The sequence below is a fragment of the Kitasatospora sp. NPDC088264 genome (genome assembly GCF_040685715.1).
Classification (GTDB): Bacteria; Actinomycetota; Actinomycetes; order Streptomycetales; family Streptomycetaceae; genus Kitasatospora.
The window spans coordinates 12,351-32,785 of record NZ_JBFBIR010000003.1 but is presented as its reverse complement, the minus strand read 5'-3'; the positions used below and the strand labels follow the sequence as shown (position 1 = coordinate 32,785).

Here is a 20,435-nt window from a genome sequence, read left to right as displayed (position 1 = left end):
GTCAGCGGGGCGCGCCCGGCTACAGGATCCGCCCCCGCGATCTGTAGGAGCCCCACAAGGGGCGTTGCGGCGACTGGCCTCCGGACGCGCCGGGGTCGACGCCGAGGCGGACGAGGGGGCGGGCACCGCCGCCGGTGACGGGCCCCGCACCGCCCGGAACGCCGCGCGGACACCGCCGGAACGCCGGTGTCGGGCCGGGGCCGGGGCCGGGGCCGGGCCGGGGCCGGAACGCCGGGGTCAGACGGAGAGCGAGGTGGCGTCGCCCATCACGATGACCGGGTGGGCCGCCGGGTCCAGGGTGCGGATCAGCTCGGCCATCTTGTCCTCGGGGATCGAGACGCAGCCGTGGGTGGGGCCGTCGTGGTCGACGTGGATCCAGATCCCGCCGCCCTTCTTCGCCCCCATCGGGCGGCGCGGGTCCAGCGGGGAGTTTCCGGGCACCCGGTTGTAGTTGATCGCGACCACGTAGTCGAAGGAGCCGGCCAGCTGGTCGCCGAAGAAGCCCGTCCCGGAGACCACGAAGCTCGGGTCCTTGTCGTACGGGAGCTTGCTGCCCGGGTCGGCCTTGCGGCCGCCCGCGTCGGTGAGCGCGAAGACGCCGATCGGGCTGCGCAGGTCGCCCTCGTTGTGGTCGGCGGTCCAGCCGTTGTTGCCGTTGTGGCCCTGCCAGGTCTCGCCGGCCAGCCAGCGGCCCTCGGGGGTGCGGGTCCACAGGGTGACGGCGTTCTTGTTGCCGTTCTTGTCCTGGCCGGAGGCGAGCACCACCTGGGTGGTCTCGGCGGGGATCTTCGCGACGAAGTCGGCGCCGAGGCCGGGTATCGCGGCGACCGAGCCGTCCGAACGGACCTGGCTGCGGTCGGCGGCCGGGGGCTGGGTCTGCCGGTCGGCGGCGGCCCGGGCGGCGGGAGCCGGCTGGTCGGGCGTGCTGACGCCCTCCGGGCCGGGGCCGTCGGCGGTCGCGGCGACGGGCTTGGCGTCGTCCTGGCCGACGGTGTACCAGCCGGCGGTGGCCGCGACCAGCAGCGCGGTGCCGGCCATCACCGCCTTGCCGTGGCGCTTCTTCTTCGCCTTCCGGCGGTGACCCCGGGCGGCCGCCCGGGCGCCCACGGGCGCCGCCACGGGCGGGGGCGTGGGCTGCCGGACGGGCTCCGGCTCGAACGCGTACACCGGTTCGGCGTCGTACACCGGCCCGGGGGCGTACACCGGTTCGACGTCGTACACCGGCCCGGGGGCGTACACCGGTTCGACGTCGTACGCCGGCCCGGGGGCGTACGGCTGGGACGGCTGGAACGGCTGCTCGTACGCCTCGAAGTACCCGTCAGGGGCCTGCGGGAGCTGCCCGTACTCGCCGTAGTGGTCCTGCCGGACGGGCTGCTGGTACGGCTCACCCGCCCCGTACGGCTGCTGCGGCACCCCGTACACCGGCTCCGGTATCGGCTCGTACGACGGGTACGTGGTGGCGCGATGAGAACCGGACATACCGCCGATCCTGCCAAACGGTGTACCGGTTGGTAAACCCGGGGCAGGTGCGGGGGCGGTGAAGAAACGCCGCCGCCCGGGCCGGGGCCCGGGCGGCGGGGAGGTCGACGGTCAGAGGCGCATCGCCTGCGGGGCCTCACGGCGCCCCAGGTCCGGGCCCTCGTACTCGCGGATGATCTCGTAGCGGGTGTTGCGCTCGACCGGGCGGAAACCGGCGTCGCGGATCAGGTCGAGCAGGTCGTCGCGGCCCAGCTTGTTCGGGGTACCGAAGTTGTCCGCGTCGTGGGTGATCTTGTACTCGACCACCGAGCCGTCCATGTCGTCCGCGCCGTGGCTGAGCGCCAGCTGGGCGGTGGTGACGCCGTGCATCACCCAGAAGACCTTGACGTGCGGGACGTTGTCGAAGAGCAGCCGGGAGACCGCGAAGGTCTTCAGCGCCTCGGCGCCGGTGGCCATCTCGGTGCGGGCCATCAGCTTGTTGCGCACGACGCCGTCCTTGGAGTCGTGGAAGTCGTGCTGGTAGCGCAGCGGGATGAAGACCTGGAAGCCGCCGGTCTCGTCCTGCAGCTCGCGCAGCCGCAGCACGTGGTCCACCCGGTGGCGGGGCTCCTCGATGTGGCCGTACAGCATGGTGGCCGGCGTCTTGAGGCCCTTGCTGTGGGCGAGGCGGTGGATCCGCGACCAGTCCTCCCAGTGGGTGTCGTGGTCGACGATGTGCTGGCGGACCTCCCAGTCGAAGATCTCCGCGCCGCCGCCGGTCAGCGACTCCAGGCCGGCGTCGATCAGCTCGTCCAGGATCTCGTCGGCGGGCAGGCCGCTGATCTTCTCGAACCAGTGGATCTCGGTGGCGGTGAAGGCCTTCAGCGAGACGTTCGGCAGGGCCGCCTTGAGCTCCCGCAGCGAGCGCGGGTAGTAGCGCCAGGGCAGGGTCGGGTGCAGGCCGTTGACGATGTGCAGCTCGGTGAGGGAGTCGACCTCCATCGCCTTGGCGAGCCGGACGGCCTCCTCGATGCGCATCGTGTAGGCGTCCTTCTCGCCCGGCTTGCGCTGGAACGAGCAGTACGCGCAGGACGCGCTGCACACGTTGGTCATGTTGAGGTGGCGGTTGACGTTGAAGTGGACGACGTCGCCGTTCTTCCGCGTCCGCACGTGGTGGGCCAGACCGCCCAGCCAGGCCAGGTCGTCGCTCTCGTAGAGCGCGATCCCGTCCTCGCGGGTCAGCCGCTCACCCGCGTAGACCTTCGCCTCCAGCTCGCGCTTCAGCCCTGCGTCCATGCGGTGCCCCGCCTCCTCCGACTTCGATTCCTTGCCGGACCGAGACTACGTCACTCGTCCGCTCGCCTCCGGGCCGCTCCGACCCGGTGCCGACGCTCCTCGCTCCGGCGCTCCTCCGGCGCTAGTCGCTCGTCGCTTTCGGCACCGGCGCGCCCTTCGGCTCGGGACGGTCCGACAGCAGCTCAGCGAGCAGCGCAGGGTCGATGTTGCCACCACTGACCACGGCCGCGACCGCCCGGCCCCCGGTCTCGGCGGCGCGGTGGAAGTAGGCCGCCGGGGCCACCGCGCCGGAGGGCTCGGCGACCAGCCGGCCGCGACGGGCCAGCAGGGCGACGGTGGCGCGGATCTCGTCCTCGGTGACGGTGACGATGTCGTCCACGTACGCGGTCAGGTGCTCGAAGGGCAGCTCGCCGACCGACGGGGTGCGCAGGCCGTCCGCGATGGTCCGGTAGGTGTCGGCGACCGGCCAGGCCAGCCGGCGGCCGGCCCGGAAGCTGGCCTGGGCGTCGGCGGCCAGCTCCGGTTCCACACCGATCACCCGGATGCCCGGGCGGGTGAGCTTGAGCGCGGCCGCCGTCCCGGAGATCAGGCCGCCGCCGCTGACCGGCACCAGGACGGTGTCCAGCCCGGCCGGGGCGTCCTCGGCGATCTCCAGGCCGACCGTGCCCTGGCCCGCGATGATGAACGGGTCGTCGTACGGCGGCACCCAGACGTAGCCATGCCGCTCGGCCAGCTCGGCGGGCAGGGTGTCCCGCTCCTCCGGCGACACCAGGACCACCTCGGCGCCGAACCCCCGGGTGGACTCCACCTTCACCGCCGGCGAGGTGTCCGGCATCACGATCACGGCCTTGATGCCGAGCAGCGCCGCCGCGTACGCCACCGCCTGCGCGTGGTTGCCGCTCGACTGGGCGACCACGCCGCGGGCCCGCTCGGCCTCGGTGAGCGCGGCCAGCCGGTTGTAGGCGCCGCGGGTCTTGAAGGCCCCGGTCGGCTGGAGGTTCTCGGGCTTCAGCCAGAGCCGGCGCTCCCCCTCGTCCGCCCACGGGGCGGGAACCAGCGGGGTGCGCACGGCCACCCCCGCGATCCGCTGCCGAGCGGCGCGCAGTTCCTCCAGACCGACCAGTGCCATCCGTCACTCTCCTTCGGGAGGGAGTTCGCTCACCCGGTTCTCCCACTTCGTGGAGAGTACGACGGTGGTGCGGGTGCGGGCCACGCCTTTCGTGCCCGAGATCCGCTTGACCACCGACTCCAGGCCCGCCACGTCGGCCACCCGGACCTTGAGCATGTAGGAGTCGTCACCCGCGATGAACCAGCAGTCCTCGACCTCGTTGAGGTCCTTGAGCCGGTGCGCGACGTCCTCGTGATCGGCGGCGTCGGTCAGCTGAAGGCCGATCAGGGCCGTGACGCCGAAGCCGAGCGAGGCCGGATTGACCGTCGCGCGGTAGCCGGTGATGACGCCGGCCTGCTCCAGTCGGTTGATCCGGTCCGTGACGCTCGGGCCGGAGAGTCCGACCAGCCGGCCCAGCTCGGCGTAGGACGCGCGGCCGTTCTCCCGGAGCGCCTGGATGAGCTGTCTGTCCACCGTGTCCATATACCGTCCGCGTCCTTCCGAACCTCACCAGACCCACAGATCATTATCCGGATTCCAAGGCGCCATGCGCGGAACAACCCGGATATCGCAGAGAAGATACTCTCCCGCCCCCGGCCTCCTCACTCCCCCTCAGTCGACACGCTGCCGTTCTCGTCGGCCCGGCGGGCCGCCGCCCCCAACTCCCCTTCCCAGCGCAGGTACAGGGAATGCGGGACGCCGACCGCGTCCAGCACCCGGCCGGCCACGAAGTCGACGAGTTCCCGCACGGTCGAGCCGCCGGCGTAGAAACCGGGCGAGGCGGGGAGGACGACGGCGCCCTGCGCGTCGAGCTCCACCAGGTGCTTCAACGTCACCCCGTTGAGTGGCGTCTCGCGCACGCACACGACCAGCGGGCGGCGCTCCTTGAGGGTGACGCTGGCCACCCGCTGCAGCAGGTCCTTGCTCAGGCCGAGCGCGATCCCGGCCACCGCGCCGGTGGTCGCGGGCACCACCAGCATGCCCTTGGCCGGGTACGAGCCGCTGGACGGGCCGGCCGCGAAGTCCCCGGCGGGCCAGTAGCGGACGTCGTCCAGGCCCTCGTCGGAGCCCAGCCAGGCGGCCAGGTCGGCGCGCCAGTGGGCGTCCCGGAAGGAGATGCCGGTCTCGTCGAGGATGGTGAGCCGGGCGGCTCGGCTGACGATCAGGTCCACCGGCTCCCCGGCGGCGAGCAGCGCCCGGATCACCGAGGCGGCGTACGGCGTCCCCGACGCACCAGAGACCCCGACCACCCACGGCTGACGCTTGACTGTTCCCATGTCCCATTTCTATCCGGACTCACCCGGTCGGGCCTCATCCGCGGGCTCCCCTGGAAGGATGGGGGCATGGCAGCGACCCTCGTCGACCTCACCCATCAGGTGACCACCGCGATGCCGGTCTACCCCGGCGATCCGGCCGTCCTGTTGGAGCCCGCTCTCACCACCGCCACCGCCGGGGTGAACGTGCTGGCCCTGCACCTCGGCTCGCAGTCCGGGACGCACGTGGACGCGCCGTACCACGTGGACGTCACCTGGCCGACCCTGGACGGGCTGCCGCTGGAGCGGTTCACCGGCCCCGCGGTGCTCGCCGACCTGCGCGGGCTGGAGCCCCGGGCCGCCGTCACCCCCGAGCTGCTCGCGCCCGCCCTGGCGCGCGTCGGCGAGGGGTCCGTCCTGCTGCTCGCCACCGGCTGGGCCCGGCACTGGGGCACCGACGCCTACCTCGCGCACCCCAGCCTGACCGCGGCCGCCGCCGAGGCGATCGTCGCCGCCGGGGTGCGGACCGTCGGGGTGGACGCGCTGAGCGTCGACCCCACCCCCGACCCGGGCCCGGGCGACCCGGCGGTCGCCGCGCTGCTCGCGGACCTCACCGACGAGCACGACCAGCCCGGCGCCGACGAGCCGACCCTCGCCGCGCACCGGGTGCTGCTGGGGGCGCCCGGCGGCGGGGTGATCGCCGAGAACCTGACCGATCTGCGGGCGCTGCTGGACGCCCAGGAGGCCGGGCGGCCGGTCGAGGTGTCACTGTTCCCGCTGCGGCTGGCGGCGGCGGACGGTGCGCCGGTCCGGGCGGTGGCACGGCTGGGCTAGGACCTGTCTTCAAACCCCCGCCCGCGCGCCGACGGGGGTTTGAAGACACGCCCTGGGCCGTTCCGGCCAGTCGCCGCACGGGACTTGGTCTAGACCATCCCCCGGCGCCGCCGCTACGCTGTCCGCCCATGGCAGAGATCATCGGAGTGATCGAGCGACTCTGGCGCTACCCCGTGAAGTCCACCGGCGGCGAACGGCTCGACTTCGTCGAGGTGGACGAGCGCGGCCTGGCCGGCGACCGCCTCTACGCCGTCCGCGACGCGGACGGCAAGCTCGGCTCGGGCAAGAACACCCGCCGCTTCCGCCGGATGGACGGCCTGCTCCGCCTCTCCGCCCGCCTCGGCCACCGGATCGACGGCCCCGAACTGTTCGACCCGCTCGGCCGCCCGGTCGCCGACCCGGCCGCGTTCCTGCGCGCCTACCTCCAGCGCGAGGACGTCGAACTCGCCCGCGAGGACGCCGTCTCCCACTTCGACCAGCTGCCGGTCAGCGTGCTCACCACCGCCACCCTGGACTGGGTCCGCGAGGCCGCCCCCTTCACGGTGGTCGACGAGCGCCGGTTCCGCCCCAACATCCTGCTGCGGACGCCCCCGGGCACCCCGCCCTTCGTCGAGGACCGCTGGTTCGGCCGGGAGGGCCACGGCGGCACCGGCGCCCGCCTCGCCTTCGTCCGCTCCAGCGAGCGCTGCGCGATGACCGGCGCCCCGCAGCCGGGGCTGCCGCACGCCCCCGAGATCCTCAAGGCGATCGTGCACGCCCACGACGGCCGGCTCGACGCCCTCGCCGAGGTCGCCGCCCCCGGGCGGCTGAGCGTGGGCGACGAGCTCGCGCTGCACTGAGACCGGCGGGAGCTGGGGAGAAGAACCGCAGGTCAGGACGGTCTCAGAGATTTTCGAAAAAACTTCTGGATCAGCTGCAACCCCAGCGGCCGCCGCACGTCTATGTCAGTGAGAGGCGGGGAAGCCCGCCGAACCCGGACCGCGAGAGGCGCTGGGGGCGACGCCCTCGAACTTCGGGTCCGACTTCCACCACATGTACCGGCCGGCGGCTGAAATACCGACGGCAGAACACCCCGGGGGGTATTTCCTTGCCTGCTGTCCGCGCCCGTCGTTCCCGCTCCACCGTCCTCACCGCCGCCACCCTCGGCGTGCTGCTGGCCACCGGCGCGGTGCTGTCCTCCCCCGCCGCGTACGCCTCCCAGGCACCGGCCGCCGCGACCGCCCCCGCCGCGCCGGCCACGGCCGACAAGCCGTCGTTGAAGGTCAACGCGCCGGCGACGGTCGGCCGCGGCGGACAGCCGGTCGAGTTCACCGAGACCATCACGAACCCCGGCACCACCGAGGCCTCGTTCACCCTGAGGATCGGCACGAGCGGCGCGGGCCCCATCGCGACGCACGCCATCAAGGTCGACTACCGCGACGCGGACGGCACCTGGAAGCCCGTCGCCGACACCGTCCCCGGCCTGACCGTCGCCGCCGGCGCCACCAGGACCGTCCAGCTGCGCCTCACCACCGAGCTCGCCGCCTACTGGTCCAACCAGGACTCGACCGTCACGCTCAGCTCCGCCGTCCTCGATGCGACCGGCACCACCGTCCTCGCCGAGAGCACCGACCAGGTCGCGGCCAAGGCCCTCACCGTGCAGGTCAAGGACGCGCCGACCACCGCCGTCGCCGGCGGCGCCCCGGTCGAGTTCGACGTCACCGTGACCAACCCCAGCGCCTCGCGCTACACCACCGTCGACAAGGTCGTGGAGGCGGACAAGCACAGCACGCTCCAGGTGCGGAAGGCCGACGGCACCTGGGAGAACATCACCGGCACCCCCAGCAGCCAGCCGGGCTCCGACCGGGTCACGTACCACCTCACCGACGACAGGACCATCGCCGCCGGTAGCAGCGACACCCGGCACGTCCGCTTCGCGTTCACCGCCGACGCCCCGCTCGGCACGGCCTACATCCACCCGTGGGCGATGGTCGACCAGGGCAGCGGGGCCATGCAGGCGATCGTCGGCCCCCAGTTCGTCGCGATCGACGTCACCGCCGCTCTGGTCGCCACCAAGCCGGCGCTGACCGTCCAGGAGCCGTCCTCGATCGGGTTCGGCGGCGAGCCCGTCGAGTTCTCCGAGACCGTCACCAACCCGGGCACCGCCGAGGCCCCGTTCACCCTGAAGCTCAACGTGAGCAACGTGCACGCCCGGGTGCGCGACGCGTTCGCCATCGAGTACCGCGACGCCGACGGCACCTGGAAGCCGGTCGAGCTGACCTTCAAGCAGAGCGACAAGACCTTCAACTTCAGCGGCAAGGTCACCGGCCTGACCGTCCCCGCCGGCGCCACCAGGACCGTCCAGCTGCGGCTCGCCGCCGTGGGCAACAACGACGCGGGCGGCTACAACCAGCCGACCAAGCTCTACTCCGCCGTCGTCGACCCGGCGGCCGAGGACACCGTGCTCGCCGAGGCCACCAAGGACGTCGCGGTGAAGTCGCTGGCCGTCCAGCTCAGGAACGCGCCGACCACCGCCGTCGTCGGCGGCGCCCCGGTCGAGTTCGACGTCACCGTCGACAACCCCAGCGCCTCCCGGTTCGGCAAGCTCGCCACCATCCTGTGGGTCGACCCGCACAGCGTCCTGGAGATGCAGAAGGCCGACGGCGCCTGGGAGACCGTGCCCGGCACCCCGGGCCCCCAGTCCGGCGGCCCCGCCCGCTACCTCCTCAGCGACGACGGCCTCGCGGCAGGCGCGACCATCACCAAGCACGTCCGCCTCGCCTACACCGCCGAGGCCAAGGTCGGCCAGACCGCCGTCAACCCGTCCGCCCTCATCAACGAGGGCACCGCCCACGCCGCCGACGCGGGCCCGCAGGGCAGCGCGATCCAGCTCACCGCCGCGACCGCCGACACCTCCGGCGTCGACACCGGCCCCGTCATCCGGACCACCTACACCACCGGCACCGCCGACGAGACCGACACCGCCGGCACCACGGGCACCACCGGCACCGCCGCCCAGCTGGCGGGCGGCCAGCTCGCCCACACCGGGTCGGACGGCGTCATCAGGACCGCGGCGGGCGCCGCCGCCCTGCTCGTCAGCGGCATCGGCGCGCTCTTCGTCGCGCGCCGCCGCCGCAGCGCCTGACCGCCCCCGTCCGAGCCCCGGCTCCCCGGCTTCGCCCGACGAGCCGGGGCTCGGCGCTTTCCGGGAGAGACGTCCTGGGAACGGATCAGGCAGTCTCCCGGCGCCGCTACGGCAGGGCGACCGCCCGCAGGTAGGTCTCGGCGAAGAGGTCGATGGACTCCTCCAGCGAGGGCAGTCCGGCGCCGAGGGCCGGTTCGAGGACCGGCCGCAGCAGGATGTGGTTGACCAGCGGGCCGAACAGCAGTTGGACCAGCACCGGGAGCGGCAGCGGACGCAGCCGTCCTGCCTCGATGTACGGCAGCAGCAGCCGGCCGAGGCCGTCGAACAGCCGCGGCAGGTGGGCCGCCATCATCCGGGAGGCGGGGCCGTCCGGTCGGGCGAACAGGTCGGCGAAGACCGCCGGCATGACCCGGGGCCGGCGGTCGAAGGCCGCGGCGAAGGCGCGGTGGAGCGCCCGGACGGTGTCCTCCAGGCACTCCGGCGGGTTCGCGGCGAGCGCTTCCAGGTCCGGCAGCGGGCCGTACTGGAGGAAGACGGCGGTGAGCAGGCCGTCCCGGCCCTCGAAGACGGTGTGCAGGCTGGGCAGCGAGCACTCGGCGCGGTCCGCCACGGCGTCCAGGGTGACCCCGCCCAGGCCGCGTTCGGCCACCAGCCCGGCCGCCGCCGCGATCGCGCGCTCCCGTACCGGCGGCCGTCCGCCCGGGTCGACGCCCGCCTGCCGGACCGCCTCGTCCAGCGGTGCCCGGCAGCCGCCGAGCCTGCGCAGCAGGGTGCTGCGGGAGATTCCGGCCGTCGCGGCGATCGCCGTCAGCGGAACGTCCGCGACGTCCTGGCCCCGGTCCTTCGCCGCCGCGAGGGCGGCCGCCACCAGATCCTTCATGTGAAGCAGCATACTACTTGACACCTGAGACAGTTCCAGAGACTCTGTAAATGCAAGTTCCACACGGAAGGTGATCAACCGAGCACAGCAAGGGAGAGAGCCATGAGCGTCGTGATCTCCGGGGGCGGACCGGCCGGAATGATGTTGGGCCTGCTGCTGGCCCGGGCGGGTGTCGAGGTGACCGTGCTGGAGAAGCACGGGGACTTCCTGCGGGACTTCCGCGGCGACACCGTCCACGCCTCCACCGTGCGACTGATGGACGAACTCGGCCTCGGCCGGAAGTTCGCCGCGCTGCCGCAGAGCCGGCTCGGCAACCTGGTGGTGCCGGTGCCCGGCGTCGGCCAAGTCCCGCTGAGCGCCTACGACCGGCTGCCCGCGCCGTACAACTACATCGCGATGATGCCGCAGTGGGACCTGCTCAACTTCCTGGTCGAGGAAGCCCGGCAGGAACCCACCTTCACCCTGCGGATGAACACCGAGGCCACCGGGCTGATCCAGGAGAACGGCCGGGTGGCCGGCGTGCGCTACCGCACCCGGGACGGCGAGCAGGGCGAGCTCCGCGCCGACCTCACCGTCGGCACCGACGGCCGACACTCGACCCTGCGCAAGGCGGCCGGTCTGGTGGCCGAGGAGTACCCGGTGCCCTTCGACGTCTGGTGGTTCCGCCTGCCCCGGCACGCGGAGGAACAGGCCGCGCCGCCCAGCCTCGTCGCCGGCTTCGGCAACGGCGAACTGGCCCTCAGCATCGCCCGCGACGGCTACTTCCAGATCGCCTACTTCAAGCCCAAGGGCTCCGACCCGCAGCTGCGCGCCGAGGGCGTGGAACGCTTCCGCGAGCGGATCGCCCGGCTGCTGCCCCAGTACGCCGACCGCGTCGACCAGTTGGCGGGCATGGACGACGTCCACATGCTCGACGCCCGGCTCAACCGGCTGGACCGCTGGTACACCGACGGCCTGCTGCTGATCGGCGACGCCGCCCACGCGATGTCCCCGGCCGGCGGGGTGGGCATCAACCTCGCCATCCAGGACGCCGTCGCGGCCGCCACCCTGCTCGCCGAACCGCTGCTGCGCGGCCGCCCGACCACCGCCGCACTCGCCCGGGTGCAACGGCGGCGCCAGATGCCGACCGTGGTCATCCAGCGGCTGCAACGGATTCTGCACGGCGTGATGTTCGTCCCGGCGCTCACCGGCCGGCGGTCCGGCCCGCCGATGGGATTCGCCGCGCTCGTCCGCCACGTCCCGGCGGTCCGGCTGGGCATCTCCCGCCTGATCGCCTTCGGCCCCCGCCCCGAACACGCCCCGGCCTTCGCCCGACGGCCCACGGCGTAGCCGGCCGCCGTACGGGCCGGAGACCGGCCGTTCGGGCGGGAGGCTTCCGGGGAAGGACCGAGGGCATGACCATCCCTCACCGCTCGACCGGCACCGGCGACCACCACGTCCTGGTCCTGCACGACTGGTTCGGCACCAGCGCGGGCTGGGGGCCCTTCCTCGACTACCTCGACGGCAGGGCCTTCAGCTACGCGTTCCTCGACTACCGGGGCTACGGGGAACGCAAGGACGTCACCGGCTCCTACACGCTCGCCGAGATCGCCGCCGACACGCTCGCCCTGGCCGACCAACTCGGCTGGGACCGCTTCTCGCTGATCGGCCACTCGATGGGCGGCAAGGCCGCGCAGCAGGTGCTGGCCGAGGCGCCGCTGCGGGTGCGCAAGCTCGTCGGCCTGGCACCCGTCCCCGCCGGGGCCTACCCGCTGGACGCGGACGGCGAGGCGCTGTTCTATGGCGCCGCCGAGGACCGCGAGAAGCGGTACGCGATCCTCGACCTGGTCACCGGGCAGCGGGCGGGCCGGGTCTGGCTGGACCGCATGGTCGACCAGTCGCTCCGACTCTCCACGCCCGAGGCCTTCGGCGGGTACGTGCGGGACTGGGCGACGGCCGACCTGGAACGCCGCATCAGCGGAAACCCCGTCCCCGTCAAGGTGATCGTGGGCGCACACGACCTCGCCCTGACCGCCGACGTGATGCGCGGCACCTGGCTCGCCCACTACCCCAACGCCGAACTGGAGGAGCTCGGCGGCAGCGGCCACTACCCGATGTACGAGACGCCGGTGGCGCTGGCCACCTCACTGGAGTCCTTCCTGCACAACTGACACCCGCCTTCACCCGACCGGGTGCGCTTCGCGGTGAGGGGCGGGGACCTGTAGCAGGCTCCTCCGCATGACTGACGATCCGTCAGTGCAGTCACCTCGATCTCGCGGAGATCTCCATGGCCAACGTCCCGAAAGACCTCAAGTACACCAAGGACCACGAGTGGGTGCGGACCACCGGCAAGGACAAGGCCCAGGTGGGCATCACCGATTTCGCGCAGAAGCAGCTCGGTGACATCGTCTTCGTCGACATCCCCACCGGGGGAAAGCAGCTCGAATCCGACGAAGCGTTCGGCACGGTGGAGTCGGTCAAGTCGGTGAGCGAGCTCTTCATGCCGCTCACCGGAACGGTCACCGCGGTGAACGAGAGCCTGAGCGACGAGCCCGATCTGATCAACACGGACCCGTACGGCGACGGCTGGATCGTCGAGCTCACCGCCACCAGGCCTGACGAGCTGAAGCAGCTGCTCACGGCCGCCCAGTACGAGGCCTTCATCTCCGACCGTTCGGAGTAGCCGCCCCGGGCCGAGCGCACAGGAAGTCGGACTCGCCGACTTCCTGTGCGCAGCCGGCACCCGGTCAGTCGGCGGAGGCCAGGGCGAGGTCGGTGCGCGAAGCACTCGGGGGCGCATGCGAGTTGGCGCGCGCCTGGTAGACGATGGCGCATGAACCGGAGACCCGCACGCATGGGGCGTCTCATACTTCTCGCCTACGTTCGAGACATGACAGAGAAGCGAGTTGATGGCACGTCGCCTGTGCTGGCGGTCGGCGCCCCCGGAGCGGTCGAGCGACACGTCGGGCTGCAGCTCGCCGCCGCCGGGGTGCGGGTGCGGACGCTGACTCAGCGGGCCCTGCTCGACCCGGCATCGCTGGAGGCGGCGGTCCAGGGGGCGGGAGCGGTGCTGCTGGGGTGGCCGTTCCCCACGGCGGACGAGGCGGCGGACGCGGTGGGGGTGCTGGCCCGGGAGGTCGGGCGGGTCGTGCTCCTCTCCTCGACGGCCGTCCGGGCCGAGGGCGAAGTGGAGGCGCTGCTCGCCGGGAGCGGGGTCCGGCACACGGTGCTGCGGGCGCACGGGTTCACCGCCGCGCTCCAGTGGGCGGAGGAGATCCGCTCCGGGGGCGCCGTGCAGGGCTACGGCGGCGCGGCCGGACTGAACCCGGTGGACGAGCGGGACATCGCGGCGGTCGCCGTCCGCGCCCTCACCGAGGACGGCCACGACGGCGCGCGCTATCTGCTCACCGGCCCGGAGTGCCCCACCCAGGCGGAACAGGTGGACATCATCGGCGAGGCCGCCGGCCGCCCGGTGAAGTGGCAGGAGATCCCCCGCGAGGCGGCCCGCCGCCGCATGTCCGCCACCGGCCGGCCCGGAGCGGTCGTCGACAGCGCACTGGACTTCATCCACGCCCGCATCACCACCCCGAACCCGGCCACCACGACGGTCCAGGACCTCACCGGCCACCCGCCCCGCAACTTCCGCACCTGGGCCACGGATCACGCCGCGCTGTTCCGCTGACCCGGCTAGGCTCGGACGAGACGAGAGGAGCGCCCTGTGAGCCAGCCGGTGTCGAATGGAACCGAACTCATCCCTCGGCCTGAGAAGACCCCCGCGGCGATCAAGGCCGCGCTCGCCGTGGTGGCTGCCGACCGGCTTCCGGAGATGGTGGAGGGGCAGACCAGAGCCATGGCGGCGGCCATCGAGGCAGGCAGCGTCAACCCGATCCGCGCGTTCGTTGCCCACTGGGCCACCGTAGTGGAGATCGAGCGGGTCCCGGCCACGGCGCAGACCTACCACCGGGAGAACTACCTGGCCAACCACGCCGCAACCGTTGAGGAGTGCCGCCGACACGCCACGGAGGTCGCCGTGCTGTACCGGTCCGCCTTCTCGGCGGTGAACGGGTGAGCTGGAGCTGGGAGTACCTGCCCAGCGAGGAGCACGTCACCGGCGGGGCACCGGCCAGTTTCCTCTCGGCAGTCGAGCAGAAGGCCGCCGAACTGGTTCGGGCAGCCGAAGCGCTCTACCTGGATGGCATCACGTACGAGGGCAGTGGCGAGCCCATGCAGTGCCTCGACGTCGCCGGAGGACTGATCACTTACTACATCGTCCCCCGACTCGAACTCGTCGTCGTCTGCCAGTTGACCCCGCCGCTCACCTGATCCAGGTCTCCCGAGGCGACAGGGTCCACGCAAGTGACTCCGCGGGGCTCAGACTCCGAGCCCACGGATGATCAGGTCCAGCAGGGCGAAGGCGAACAGCGAGATGCCCACGAAGCCGTTGGTCTGGAAGAAGGCCCGGTTCAGCTTCGACAGGTCGTTCGGCTTGACGATGGTGTGCTCGTAGACGAACGCCCCCGCGACGACGACCAGGCCGACCCAGAACGCCGCGCCGGCGTGGGTCCGGAGCGCGAACCACCCCAGCAGGAGCGTCGTCACGAGGTGGCACACCCGCGCGCCCCGGATGGCCGCCGGGATGCCGAAGCGGGCCGGTACCGACCGCACCTTGCCGTGCCGGTCGGACTCGACGTCCTGGCAGGCGTAGATGAGGTCGAAGCCGCCGATCCACACGCCGACCGCGACACCCAGTACGAGGGCGTCCCACGACCAGGTGCCGGTCACCGCGAGCCAGGCGCCGACCGGGCCCATGGCCTGGGCGAGGCCCAGGATGGCCTGCGGGAAGTCGGTGAAGCGCTTGCCGTACGGGTAGACCACCATCGGCACGACGGCGACCGGCGCGAGCGCCAGGCAGAGCGGGTTGAGCATCGCCGCCGCGCCGAGGAAGACGATCAGTGCCACGGCCGAGCCGGCGTACGCCGTCTTCAGCGACACCGCACCCGTGACGAGTTCGCGCGAGGCCGTGCGCGGGTTCCGGGCGTCGATCTCGCGGTCGATGATCCGGTTGGCGGCCATGGCGAAGGTGCGCAGGCCGACCATGCAGACGGTGACGATGAACAGCTCGCCCCAGTGCACCCGCTTGTCGGCGAGGAACATGGCCGTCAGTGCGGCGGTGTAGGCGAAGGGCAGGGCGAAGACCGAGTGCTCGATCATCACCAGGCGCAGGAAGGCCTTCGTGCGCCCGGGCGTCTCGACCGCAGCGGTGCTCACAGTCCGTACTCCGGGAGACCCCCGCCGGTGCGGGGAGCGGCAGCCCCCTGCGTCTGGTCCGACCCCATAGTGCCGTATCTCCTCACAGTCCGTATTCCTTCCAGCGACGGGTCACTCGTTCGGCGGTGGCCGGGTCCGAGGAGACCATCTCGGGCCACCCGCCGTCCCGGGTGTACCCCTCCTCGGGGAGCTTGCGGGTCGCGTCGATGCCGGCCTTGCCGCCCCAGAACTGCTGGTAGGAGGCGTGGTCGAGGTGGTCGACCGGGCCCTCGACGACGGTGAGGTCGCGGCTGTAGTCGACGTTGCCGAAGGCCCGCCAGGCGACCTCCTGGTAGTCGTGCACGTCGCAGTCGGAGTCCACCACGATGATCAGCTTGGTCAGCGACATCATGTGGGCGCCCCAGATGGCGTGCATCGTCTTCTGGGCGTGCTTGGGGTACTTCTTGTCGATCGAGACGATCACACAGTTGTGGAAGCCGCCGGCCTCGGGCAGGTCGTAGTCGACGATGTCCGGGATGATGATCTTCAGCAGCGGCAGGAAGAACCGCTCGGTGAACTTGCCCAACGGGCCGTCCTCGGTCGGCGGGCGGCCGACCACGATGGACTGGAGGATCGGACGGCGGCGCATCGTCACGCAGTCGATCTTCAGCGCCGGGAACGGCTCCTGCGGGGTGTAGAAGCCGGTGTGGTCGCCGAACGGGCCCTCGGGGAGCATCTCGCCGGGCTCCAGCCAGCCCTCCAGCACCACCTCGGCGTCGGCCGGGACCTGGAGCGGGACGGTCTTGCAGTCGACCATCTTCACCCGCTCCCCGGCGACGAAGCCGGCGAACAGGTACTCGTCGATGTCGCCGGGCAGCGGCGCGGTGGCCGCGTAGGTCACGGCGGGCGGGCAGCCGAAGGCGATCGCGACCGGCAGCCGCTCGCCGCGCTTCGCGGCCACCGCGTAGTGGTTGCGGCTGTCCTTGTGGATCTGCCAGTGCATGCCGATGGTGCGGCGGTCGTGCCGCTGGAGCCGGTAGAGCCCGAGGTTGCGGATGCCGCTGTCCGGGTCCTTGGTGTGGGTGAGGCCCAGGTTGAAGAAGGAGCCGCCGTCCATCGGCCAGGTGAACAGGGCGGGCAGCTCGTCCAGGTTGACGTCGTCGCCGGTGAGCACGACCTCCTGGACCGGCGCGTCACCGGACTTCACGTGCCGGGGCGGCACGTGCGCCATCGAGGCGAGCTTGCCGAAGGCGTCCCGGAAGCCGGTGAAGCCCTGCGGCAGCTCGGGCTTGAGCAGGCCGGCGATCTTCTCCGAGATGTCGTCCGGGCCCTTGAGGCCGAGCGCCTTGGCGAGGCGCCGCTCGGTGCCGAAGACGTTCATCGCGAGCGGCATCGACGAGCCCTTGACGTTCTCGAAGAGCAGCGCGGGGCCCTTGGCCTTCTGGACCCGGTCGACGATCTCGCCGATCTCCAGGTGCGGGTCCACCTCTGCCTTGATGCGCTTGAGGTCGCCCTCACGGTCGAGTGCCCGCAGGAACGAGCGGAGATCGTCGTATGCCATGCCTGTCAGTATCCGCCACCGGATAGCCTGGCTCCGTCAAGGGCCCCGGGAAGGCACCCGCCCCGACCGCCCCGCAGGGAGATCGCCGCCGTGCTGAGAATTCTTCTGACCATCATCCTTCCGCTCGCGCTCTGGGTGTGGGCGTTCATCGACTGCCTGACCACCCCCGAGGACCAGGTGAAGCACCTGCCCAAGCCGGTGTGGGTGCTCATCGTGCTGCTGTTCCCGCCGGTGGGCCCGATCGCCTGGCTGGTGGCCGGCAAGCAGCGCGGCCTCCTGCGGACCGGGGCGCCCGACGACGCCGACGGCCGTCCGGGGCAGCCGGTCCGGCGCGACGGCCGCCCGCTCGCACCGGACGACGACCCCGAATTCCTCGCCTCGTTGAAGAAGAGCGACAAGGATCACGAGGACATGCTGAAGCAGTGGGAGGCCGATTTGCGCCGCCGCGAGCAGGAGCTGCGGGGCGAGGACGAGCCCGAGGACGGCCGAAAGAGCTGATCGGAGCCACTGGGGGCATCCCCCGGACAGCCCACCCGGACGGCATCGGGTGGGCTGTGGTGTTTTTGGCGCTTCCCTACGACTCGGCGCCGTCTAGCACGGATCCGAACCGGCGCCCGACCGGACTTGAGCGGGGCTTGAGCAAGGCGCAAGAGGGCCGCCCTACATTACTGAACAACAGCCCTGACCTGCACTTTTCTTCATGTTCAGATCATCGGGCCATCACCTGACCGACAGCCCCCGGTATTCGAACAGACACCCAGCGCTCCGGCTTCGACACCACCCCTTCTGTGCAGGCCTGACATCTAAACGGACCTGACCTTGTACGGAATCGACGCCGAAACCAACGCACGGCCCCTCGTACAGTCATAAGTGAAGAAAGTGATTCGCAGCCGGGGGCACAGCAGACGTTGGCTGTCGGACAGTTCCCTCACCCTTGGAGTGGTTCGAGATGACGGTTGTGCATGAGGCGCCAGTCGACGGCGAGGTCCCCGAGGTCGCGGCCGACGCCCGCGGGCGGGTCGCCGAGCTGCACGAACTGCGCGAGAAGGTGCGGCGCGGCCCCAGCGAGAAGGCCACCGAGGCCCAGCACGCGAAGGGCAAGCTGACCGCCCGCGAGCGCATCGACCTGCTGCTGGACGAGGGCTCCTTCCGCGAGGTCGAGCCGCTGCGCCGGCACCGCGCCCAGGGCTTCGGCCTGGAGGCGAAGAAGCCGCACACCGACGGTGTGATCGTCGGCTGGGGCACCGTGCACGGGCGGACCGTCTTCACCTACGCGCACGACTTCCGGATCTTCGGCGGCGCGCTGGGCGAGGCCCACGCGCAGAAGATCCACAAGATCATGGACATGGCCATCGCGGCCGGAGCCCCCCTGGTCTCCCTCAACGACGGCGCCGGCGCCCGCATCCAGGAGGGCGTCACCGCCCTCGCCGGCTACGGCGGCATCTTCCAGCGCAACACCAAGGCCTCCGGCGTCATCCCGCAGATCTCCGTCATGCTCGGCCCCTGCGCCGGCGGCGCCGCCTACTCCCCCGCGCTGACCGACTTCGTCTTCATGGTCCGCGAGACCTCCCAGATGTTCATCACCGGACCCGACGTCGTCCAGGCCGTCACCGGCGAGAAGATCACCCAGAACGGCCTCGGCGGCGCCGACGTCCACGCCGGCGTCTCCGGCGTCTCCCACTTCGTCTACGACGACGAGCAGTCCTGCATCGAGGAAGTCCGCTACCTCCTCTCCCTGCTCCCCCAGAACAACCGCGAGATGCCGCCCCCCGCCGTCAACGACGACCCCGTCGAGCGCCGCAACGACACCCTCCTCGACCTCGTCCCCGCCGACGGCAACCGCCCCTACGACATGCGCAAGGTCATCGAGGAGATCGTCGACCACGGCGAATACCTCGAAGTCCACGAACGCTGGGCCACCAACGTCCTGTGCGTCCTGGCCCGCATCGACGGCCACGTCACCGGCATCATCGCCAACCAGCCCCAGTCCCTCGCCGGCGTCCTCGACATCAACGCCAGCGAGAAGGCCGCCCGCTTCGTCCAGATGTGCGACGCCTTCAACATCCCCCTCGTCACCATGCTCGACGTCCCCGGCTTCCTGCCCGGCGTCGACCAGGAGCACGACGGCATCATCCGCCACGGCGCCAAACTCCTCTACGCCTACTGCAACGCCACCGTGCCCCGCATCCAGCTCATCCTGCGCAAGGCCTACGGCGGCGCCTACATCGTCATGGACTCCCGCTCCATCGGCGCCGACCTCTCCTACGCCTGGCCCACCAACGAGATCGCCGTCATGGGCGCCGAAGGCGCCGCCAACGTCATCTTCCGCCGCGACATCAACGCCGCCGAAGACCCCGACGCCATGCGCGCCCAGAAGATCAAGGAATACAAGAACGAACTGATGCACCCGTACTACGCGGCCGAACGCGGCCTCGTCGACGACGTCATCGACCCCGCCGAGACCCGCCAGGTGATCGCCTCCGCCCTGGCCATGCTCCGCACCAAGCACGCCGACCTGCCCAGCCGCAAGCACGGCAACCCGCCGATGTAACGCCCGCGCCCACGCGCGGCCCGCAGCACGCAGTTCCGAGCGACCACCACACACCACAAGCCACCGGGGGAGAAAACCAGACCATGACTGCTTCCGCCGAACCCCTCGTCCGTATCGTCCGCGGCTCGCTCTCCGACGAGGAGCTGGCCGCCCTCACCGCCGTGCTGATGGCCCGGGCGGCCGTCGCGCAGCAGGCCGCCGCGACCGCGCAGGTCGAGCCGATCGCCAACTGGCAGCGCCTGGAGCGCCGCCCGGCCTACTACTCGCCGGTCAGCTGGCAGCAGGCCGCCTGACGGCCCGGAACCTCCCGCGACGGCCGGTCACCCCACCCGGGTGGCCGGCCTTCCGGCCTTCCCGGCGGCCCGGACCACCGGGCCCGGCCGGTCCGACCACCGGGTGTCCGCTCCGCCCCGGCGCGGCTCGGTAGAATACCTACTGGACGGTATGCGGCCCGCCGCCCCGTCGGCCCCCATAGGATCGGCCGCTGCCGATGGACCAGAACTATCCAGGGAGGCTGCGATGGCCAGGCAGGCCCGCGCGCTGGCGACCCGCCAGACGGTACTCCTCGCGGCGGCCGAGGTGTTCGACGAGCGGGGCTACGCCGCCGCCACGATGTCCGAGATCCTGGACCGGGCCGGTGTCACCAAGGGTGCGCTGTACTTCCACTTCCGCTCCAAGGAGGAGCTGGCGCTCGCCGTCATCGAGGGGCAGGGCGCCTGGCTGGGCACCTGGCAGCCGTCCTCGGACAGCCCGGTGCAGACCCTGATCGACCTCGGGTACGCCTTCGCCCACGCCCTCCAGGACGACCCGCTGGTGCGCGGCAGCATCCGGCTGACGATCGAGCACGGCAGCTTCACCCAGCCGCAGATCGCCGCCTACCAGGGCTGGTCCGACGTGGCCCGCGGGCTGCTGGAACGCGCCCGGGACGCCGGGGACCTCCACCCGGGGATCGATCTGGCGGCCGCCGCCGGGGTGATCACCGGGGCCGTCACCGGGATCCAGCTGAGCTCCCAGGTGCTGACCGACCGGCGGGACCTGATCCAGCGGATGTCCGACCTGTGGACGCTGGTGCTGCCCGGCCTGGTCCAGCCGCACGCGCTCGCCCGGCTGAGCGTCGCCGAGCGCGTGCCCTCCTAGGGGCTCT

21 protein-coding genes are annotated in these 20,435 nt (G+C 71.8%); 13 read left to right on the top strand and 8 right to left on the bottom strand.

Translation table 11 applies throughout. The features are described 5' to 3' along the window. Positions 1 to 237: 237 nt before the first annotated feature. From AB0O82_RS03695 to AB0O82_RS03675, 5 genes are all read right to left on the bottom strand, one after another. On the bottom strand, positions 238 to 1,479 hold the full coding sequence (locus tag AB0O82_RS03695; RefSeq protein WP_363579959.1) for a L,D-transpeptidase family protein: 1,242 nt from the start codon (positions 1,477 to 1,479) through the stop codon (positions 238 to 240). Between the two features lie 111 nt (positions 1,480 to 1,590). Continuing rightward, positions 1,591 to 2,754 carry an aminofutalosine synthase MqnE gene (gene mqnE, locus AB0O82_RS03690; protein WP_063348893.1) on the bottom strand — a complete coding sequence of 388 codons (1,164 nt, stop codon included), beginning with the start codon at positions 2,752 to 2,754 and terminating at the stop codon, positions 1,591 to 1,593. A gap of 121 nt (positions 2,755 to 2,875) precedes the next feature. Further along, positions 2,876 to 3,883, bottom strand: coding sequence for a threonine/serine dehydratase (locus AB0O82_RS03685; protein ID WP_363579958.1), 1,008 nt, complete (start codon positions 3,881 to 3,883; stop codon positions 2,876 to 2,878). A gap of 3 nt (positions 3,884 to 3,886) precedes the next feature. Continuing rightward, positions 3,887 to 4,345, bottom strand: a complete 459-nt coding sequence (locus tag AB0O82_RS03680; RefSeq protein ID WP_063348891.1) for an Lrp/AsnC family transcriptional regulator — start codon at positions 4,343 to 4,345, stop codon at positions 3,887 to 3,889. 119 nt (positions 4,346 to 4,464) lie between these two features. Next, positions 4,465 to 5,139, bottom strand: coding sequence for a UbiX family flavin prenyltransferase (locus AB0O82_RS03675; protein WP_350878478.1), 675 nt, complete (start codon positions 5,137 to 5,139; stop codon positions 4,465 to 4,467). A gap of 66 nt (positions 5,140 to 5,205) precedes the next feature. On the opposite strand from AB0O82_RS03675, the gene AB0O82_RS03670 reads away from it, so the two are divergent. From AB0O82_RS03670 to AB0O82_RS03660, 3 genes are all read left to right on the top strand, one after another. After that, positions 5,206 to 5,949, top strand: a complete 744-nt coding sequence (locus AB0O82_RS03670) for a cyclase family protein (protein WP_063348889.1) — start codon at positions 5,206 to 5,208, stop codon at positions 5,947 to 5,949. Between the two features lie 128 nt (positions 5,950 to 6,077). Further along, positions 6,078 to 6,788, top strand: a complete 711-nt coding sequence (locus tag AB0O82_RS03665; RefSeq protein ID WP_363579957.1) for an MOSC N-terminal beta barrel domain-containing protein — start codon at positions 6,078 to 6,080, stop codon at positions 6,786 to 6,788. Positions 6,789 to 7,036: 248 nt separating this feature from the next. After that, positions 7,037 to 9,073, top strand: a complete 2,037-nt coding sequence (locus AB0O82_RS03660) for a hypothetical protein (RefSeq protein WP_363579956.1) — start codon at positions 7,037 to 7,039, stop codon at positions 9,071 to 9,073. Positions 9,074 to 9,179: 106 nt separating this feature from the next. Here the strand turns inward: AB0O82_RS03660 and AB0O82_RS03655 are convergent, their stop codons facing one another. Continuing rightward, positions 9,180 to 9,953, bottom strand: coding sequence for a TetR/AcrR family transcriptional regulator (locus AB0O82_RS03655; protein ID WP_363579955.1), 774 nt, complete (start codon positions 9,951 to 9,953; stop codon positions 9,180 to 9,182). 102 nt (positions 9,954 to 10,055) lie between these two features. Between AB0O82_RS03655 and AB0O82_RS03650 the strand changes: the two genes are divergently transcribed. The 6 genes from AB0O82_RS03650 (at position 10,056) to AB0O82_RS03625 (ending at position 14,255) form a co-directional block, all read left to right on the top strand. Then, the gene (locus AB0O82_RS03650; RefSeq protein WP_363579954.1) at positions 10,056 to 11,282 is read left to right on the top strand and encodes an FAD-dependent oxidoreductase; all 1,227 of its coding nucleotides are present in this window, start codon (positions 10,056 to 10,058) and stop codon (positions 11,280 to 11,282) included. Positions 11,283 to 11,347: 65 nt separating this feature from the next. Beyond that, positions 11,348 to 12,103 (top strand): alpha/beta hydrolase, encoded by a 756-nt coding sequence (locus AB0O82_RS03645; protein WP_363579953.1) that lies wholly within the window; start codon positions 11,348 to 11,350, stop codon positions 12,101 to 12,103. 116 nt (positions 12,104 to 12,219) lie between these two features. Continuing rightward, the gene (gcvH, locus tag AB0O82_RS03640) at positions 12,220 to 12,615 is read left to right on the top strand and encodes a glycine cleavage system protein GcvH (protein WP_363579952.1); all 396 of its coding nucleotides are present in this window, start codon (positions 12,220 to 12,222) and stop codon (positions 12,613 to 12,615) included. Between the two features lie 207 nt (positions 12,616 to 12,822). Continuing rightward, positions 12,823 to 13,614: a hypothetical protein gene (locus AB0O82_RS03635; protein WP_363579951.1), complete on the top strand. Its 792-nt coding sequence runs from the start codon at positions 12,823 to 12,825 to the stop codon at positions 13,612 to 13,614. A 36-nt stretch (positions 13,615 to 13,650) separates the two neighbouring features. Continuing rightward, a complete protein-coding gene (locus AB0O82_RS03630; protein ID WP_363579950.1) occupies positions 13,651 to 14,001 on the top strand; it encodes a hypothetical protein in 351 nt (116 codons plus the stop codon). Next, entirely contained in the window at positions 13,998 to 14,255 is a 258-nt protein-coding gene (locus AB0O82_RS03625; protein WP_363579949.1) for a hypothetical protein, read from the top strand. The genes AB0O82_RS03630 and AB0O82_RS03625 overlap by 4 nt, the downstream gene beginning before the upstream one ends. A 48-nt stretch (positions 14,256 to 14,303) precedes the next feature. Here AB0O82_RS03625 and mqnP read toward each other — a convergent pair whose 3' ends face one another. Together mqnP and AB0O82_RS03615 are read right to left on the bottom strand one after the other, a co-directional pair. Next, positions 14,304 to 15,200, bottom strand: coding sequence for a menaquinone biosynthesis prenyltransferase MqnP (mqnP, locus tag AB0O82_RS03620; protein WP_363579948.1), 897 nt, complete (start codon positions 15,198 to 15,200; stop codon positions 14,304 to 14,306). An 82-nt stretch (positions 15,201 to 15,282) separates the two neighbouring features. Then, entirely contained in the window at positions 15,283 to 16,740 is a 1,458-nt protein-coding gene (locus tag AB0O82_RS03615) for a menaquinone biosynthesis decarboxylase (protein ID WP_363579947.1), read from the bottom strand. A gap of 90 nt (positions 16,741 to 16,830) precedes the next feature. Between AB0O82_RS03615 and AB0O82_RS03610 the strand changes: the two genes are divergently transcribed. From AB0O82_RS03610 to AB0O82_RS03595, 4 genes are all read left to right on the top strand, one after another. Then, entirely contained in the window at positions 16,831 to 17,238 is a 408-nt protein-coding gene (locus AB0O82_RS03610; RefSeq protein ID WP_363579946.1) for a PLD nuclease N-terminal domain-containing protein, read from the top strand. 451 nt (positions 17,239 to 17,689) lie between these two features. After that, the gene (locus tag AB0O82_RS03605; protein WP_063348880.1) at positions 17,690 to 19,291 is read left to right on the top strand and encodes an acyl-CoA carboxylase subunit beta; all 1,602 of its coding nucleotides are present in this window, start codon (positions 17,690 to 17,692) and stop codon (positions 19,289 to 19,291) included. Between the two features lie 83 nt (positions 19,292 to 19,374). Then, positions 19,375 to 19,584 carry an acyl-CoA carboxylase subunit epsilon gene (locus AB0O82_RS03600; RefSeq protein WP_063348879.1) on the top strand — a complete coding sequence of 70 codons (210 nt, stop codon included), beginning with the start codon at positions 19,375 to 19,377 and terminating at the stop codon, positions 19,582 to 19,584. A gap of 226 nt (positions 19,585 to 19,810) precedes the next feature. Next, positions 19,811 to 20,428 carry a ScbR family autoregulator-binding transcription factor gene (locus AB0O82_RS03595; protein ID WP_350878465.1) on the top strand — a complete coding sequence of 206 codons (618 nt, stop codon included), beginning with the start codon at positions 19,811 to 19,813 and terminating at the stop codon, positions 20,426 to 20,428. The last annotated feature ends 7 nt before the right edge of the window (positions 20,429 to 20,435 follow it).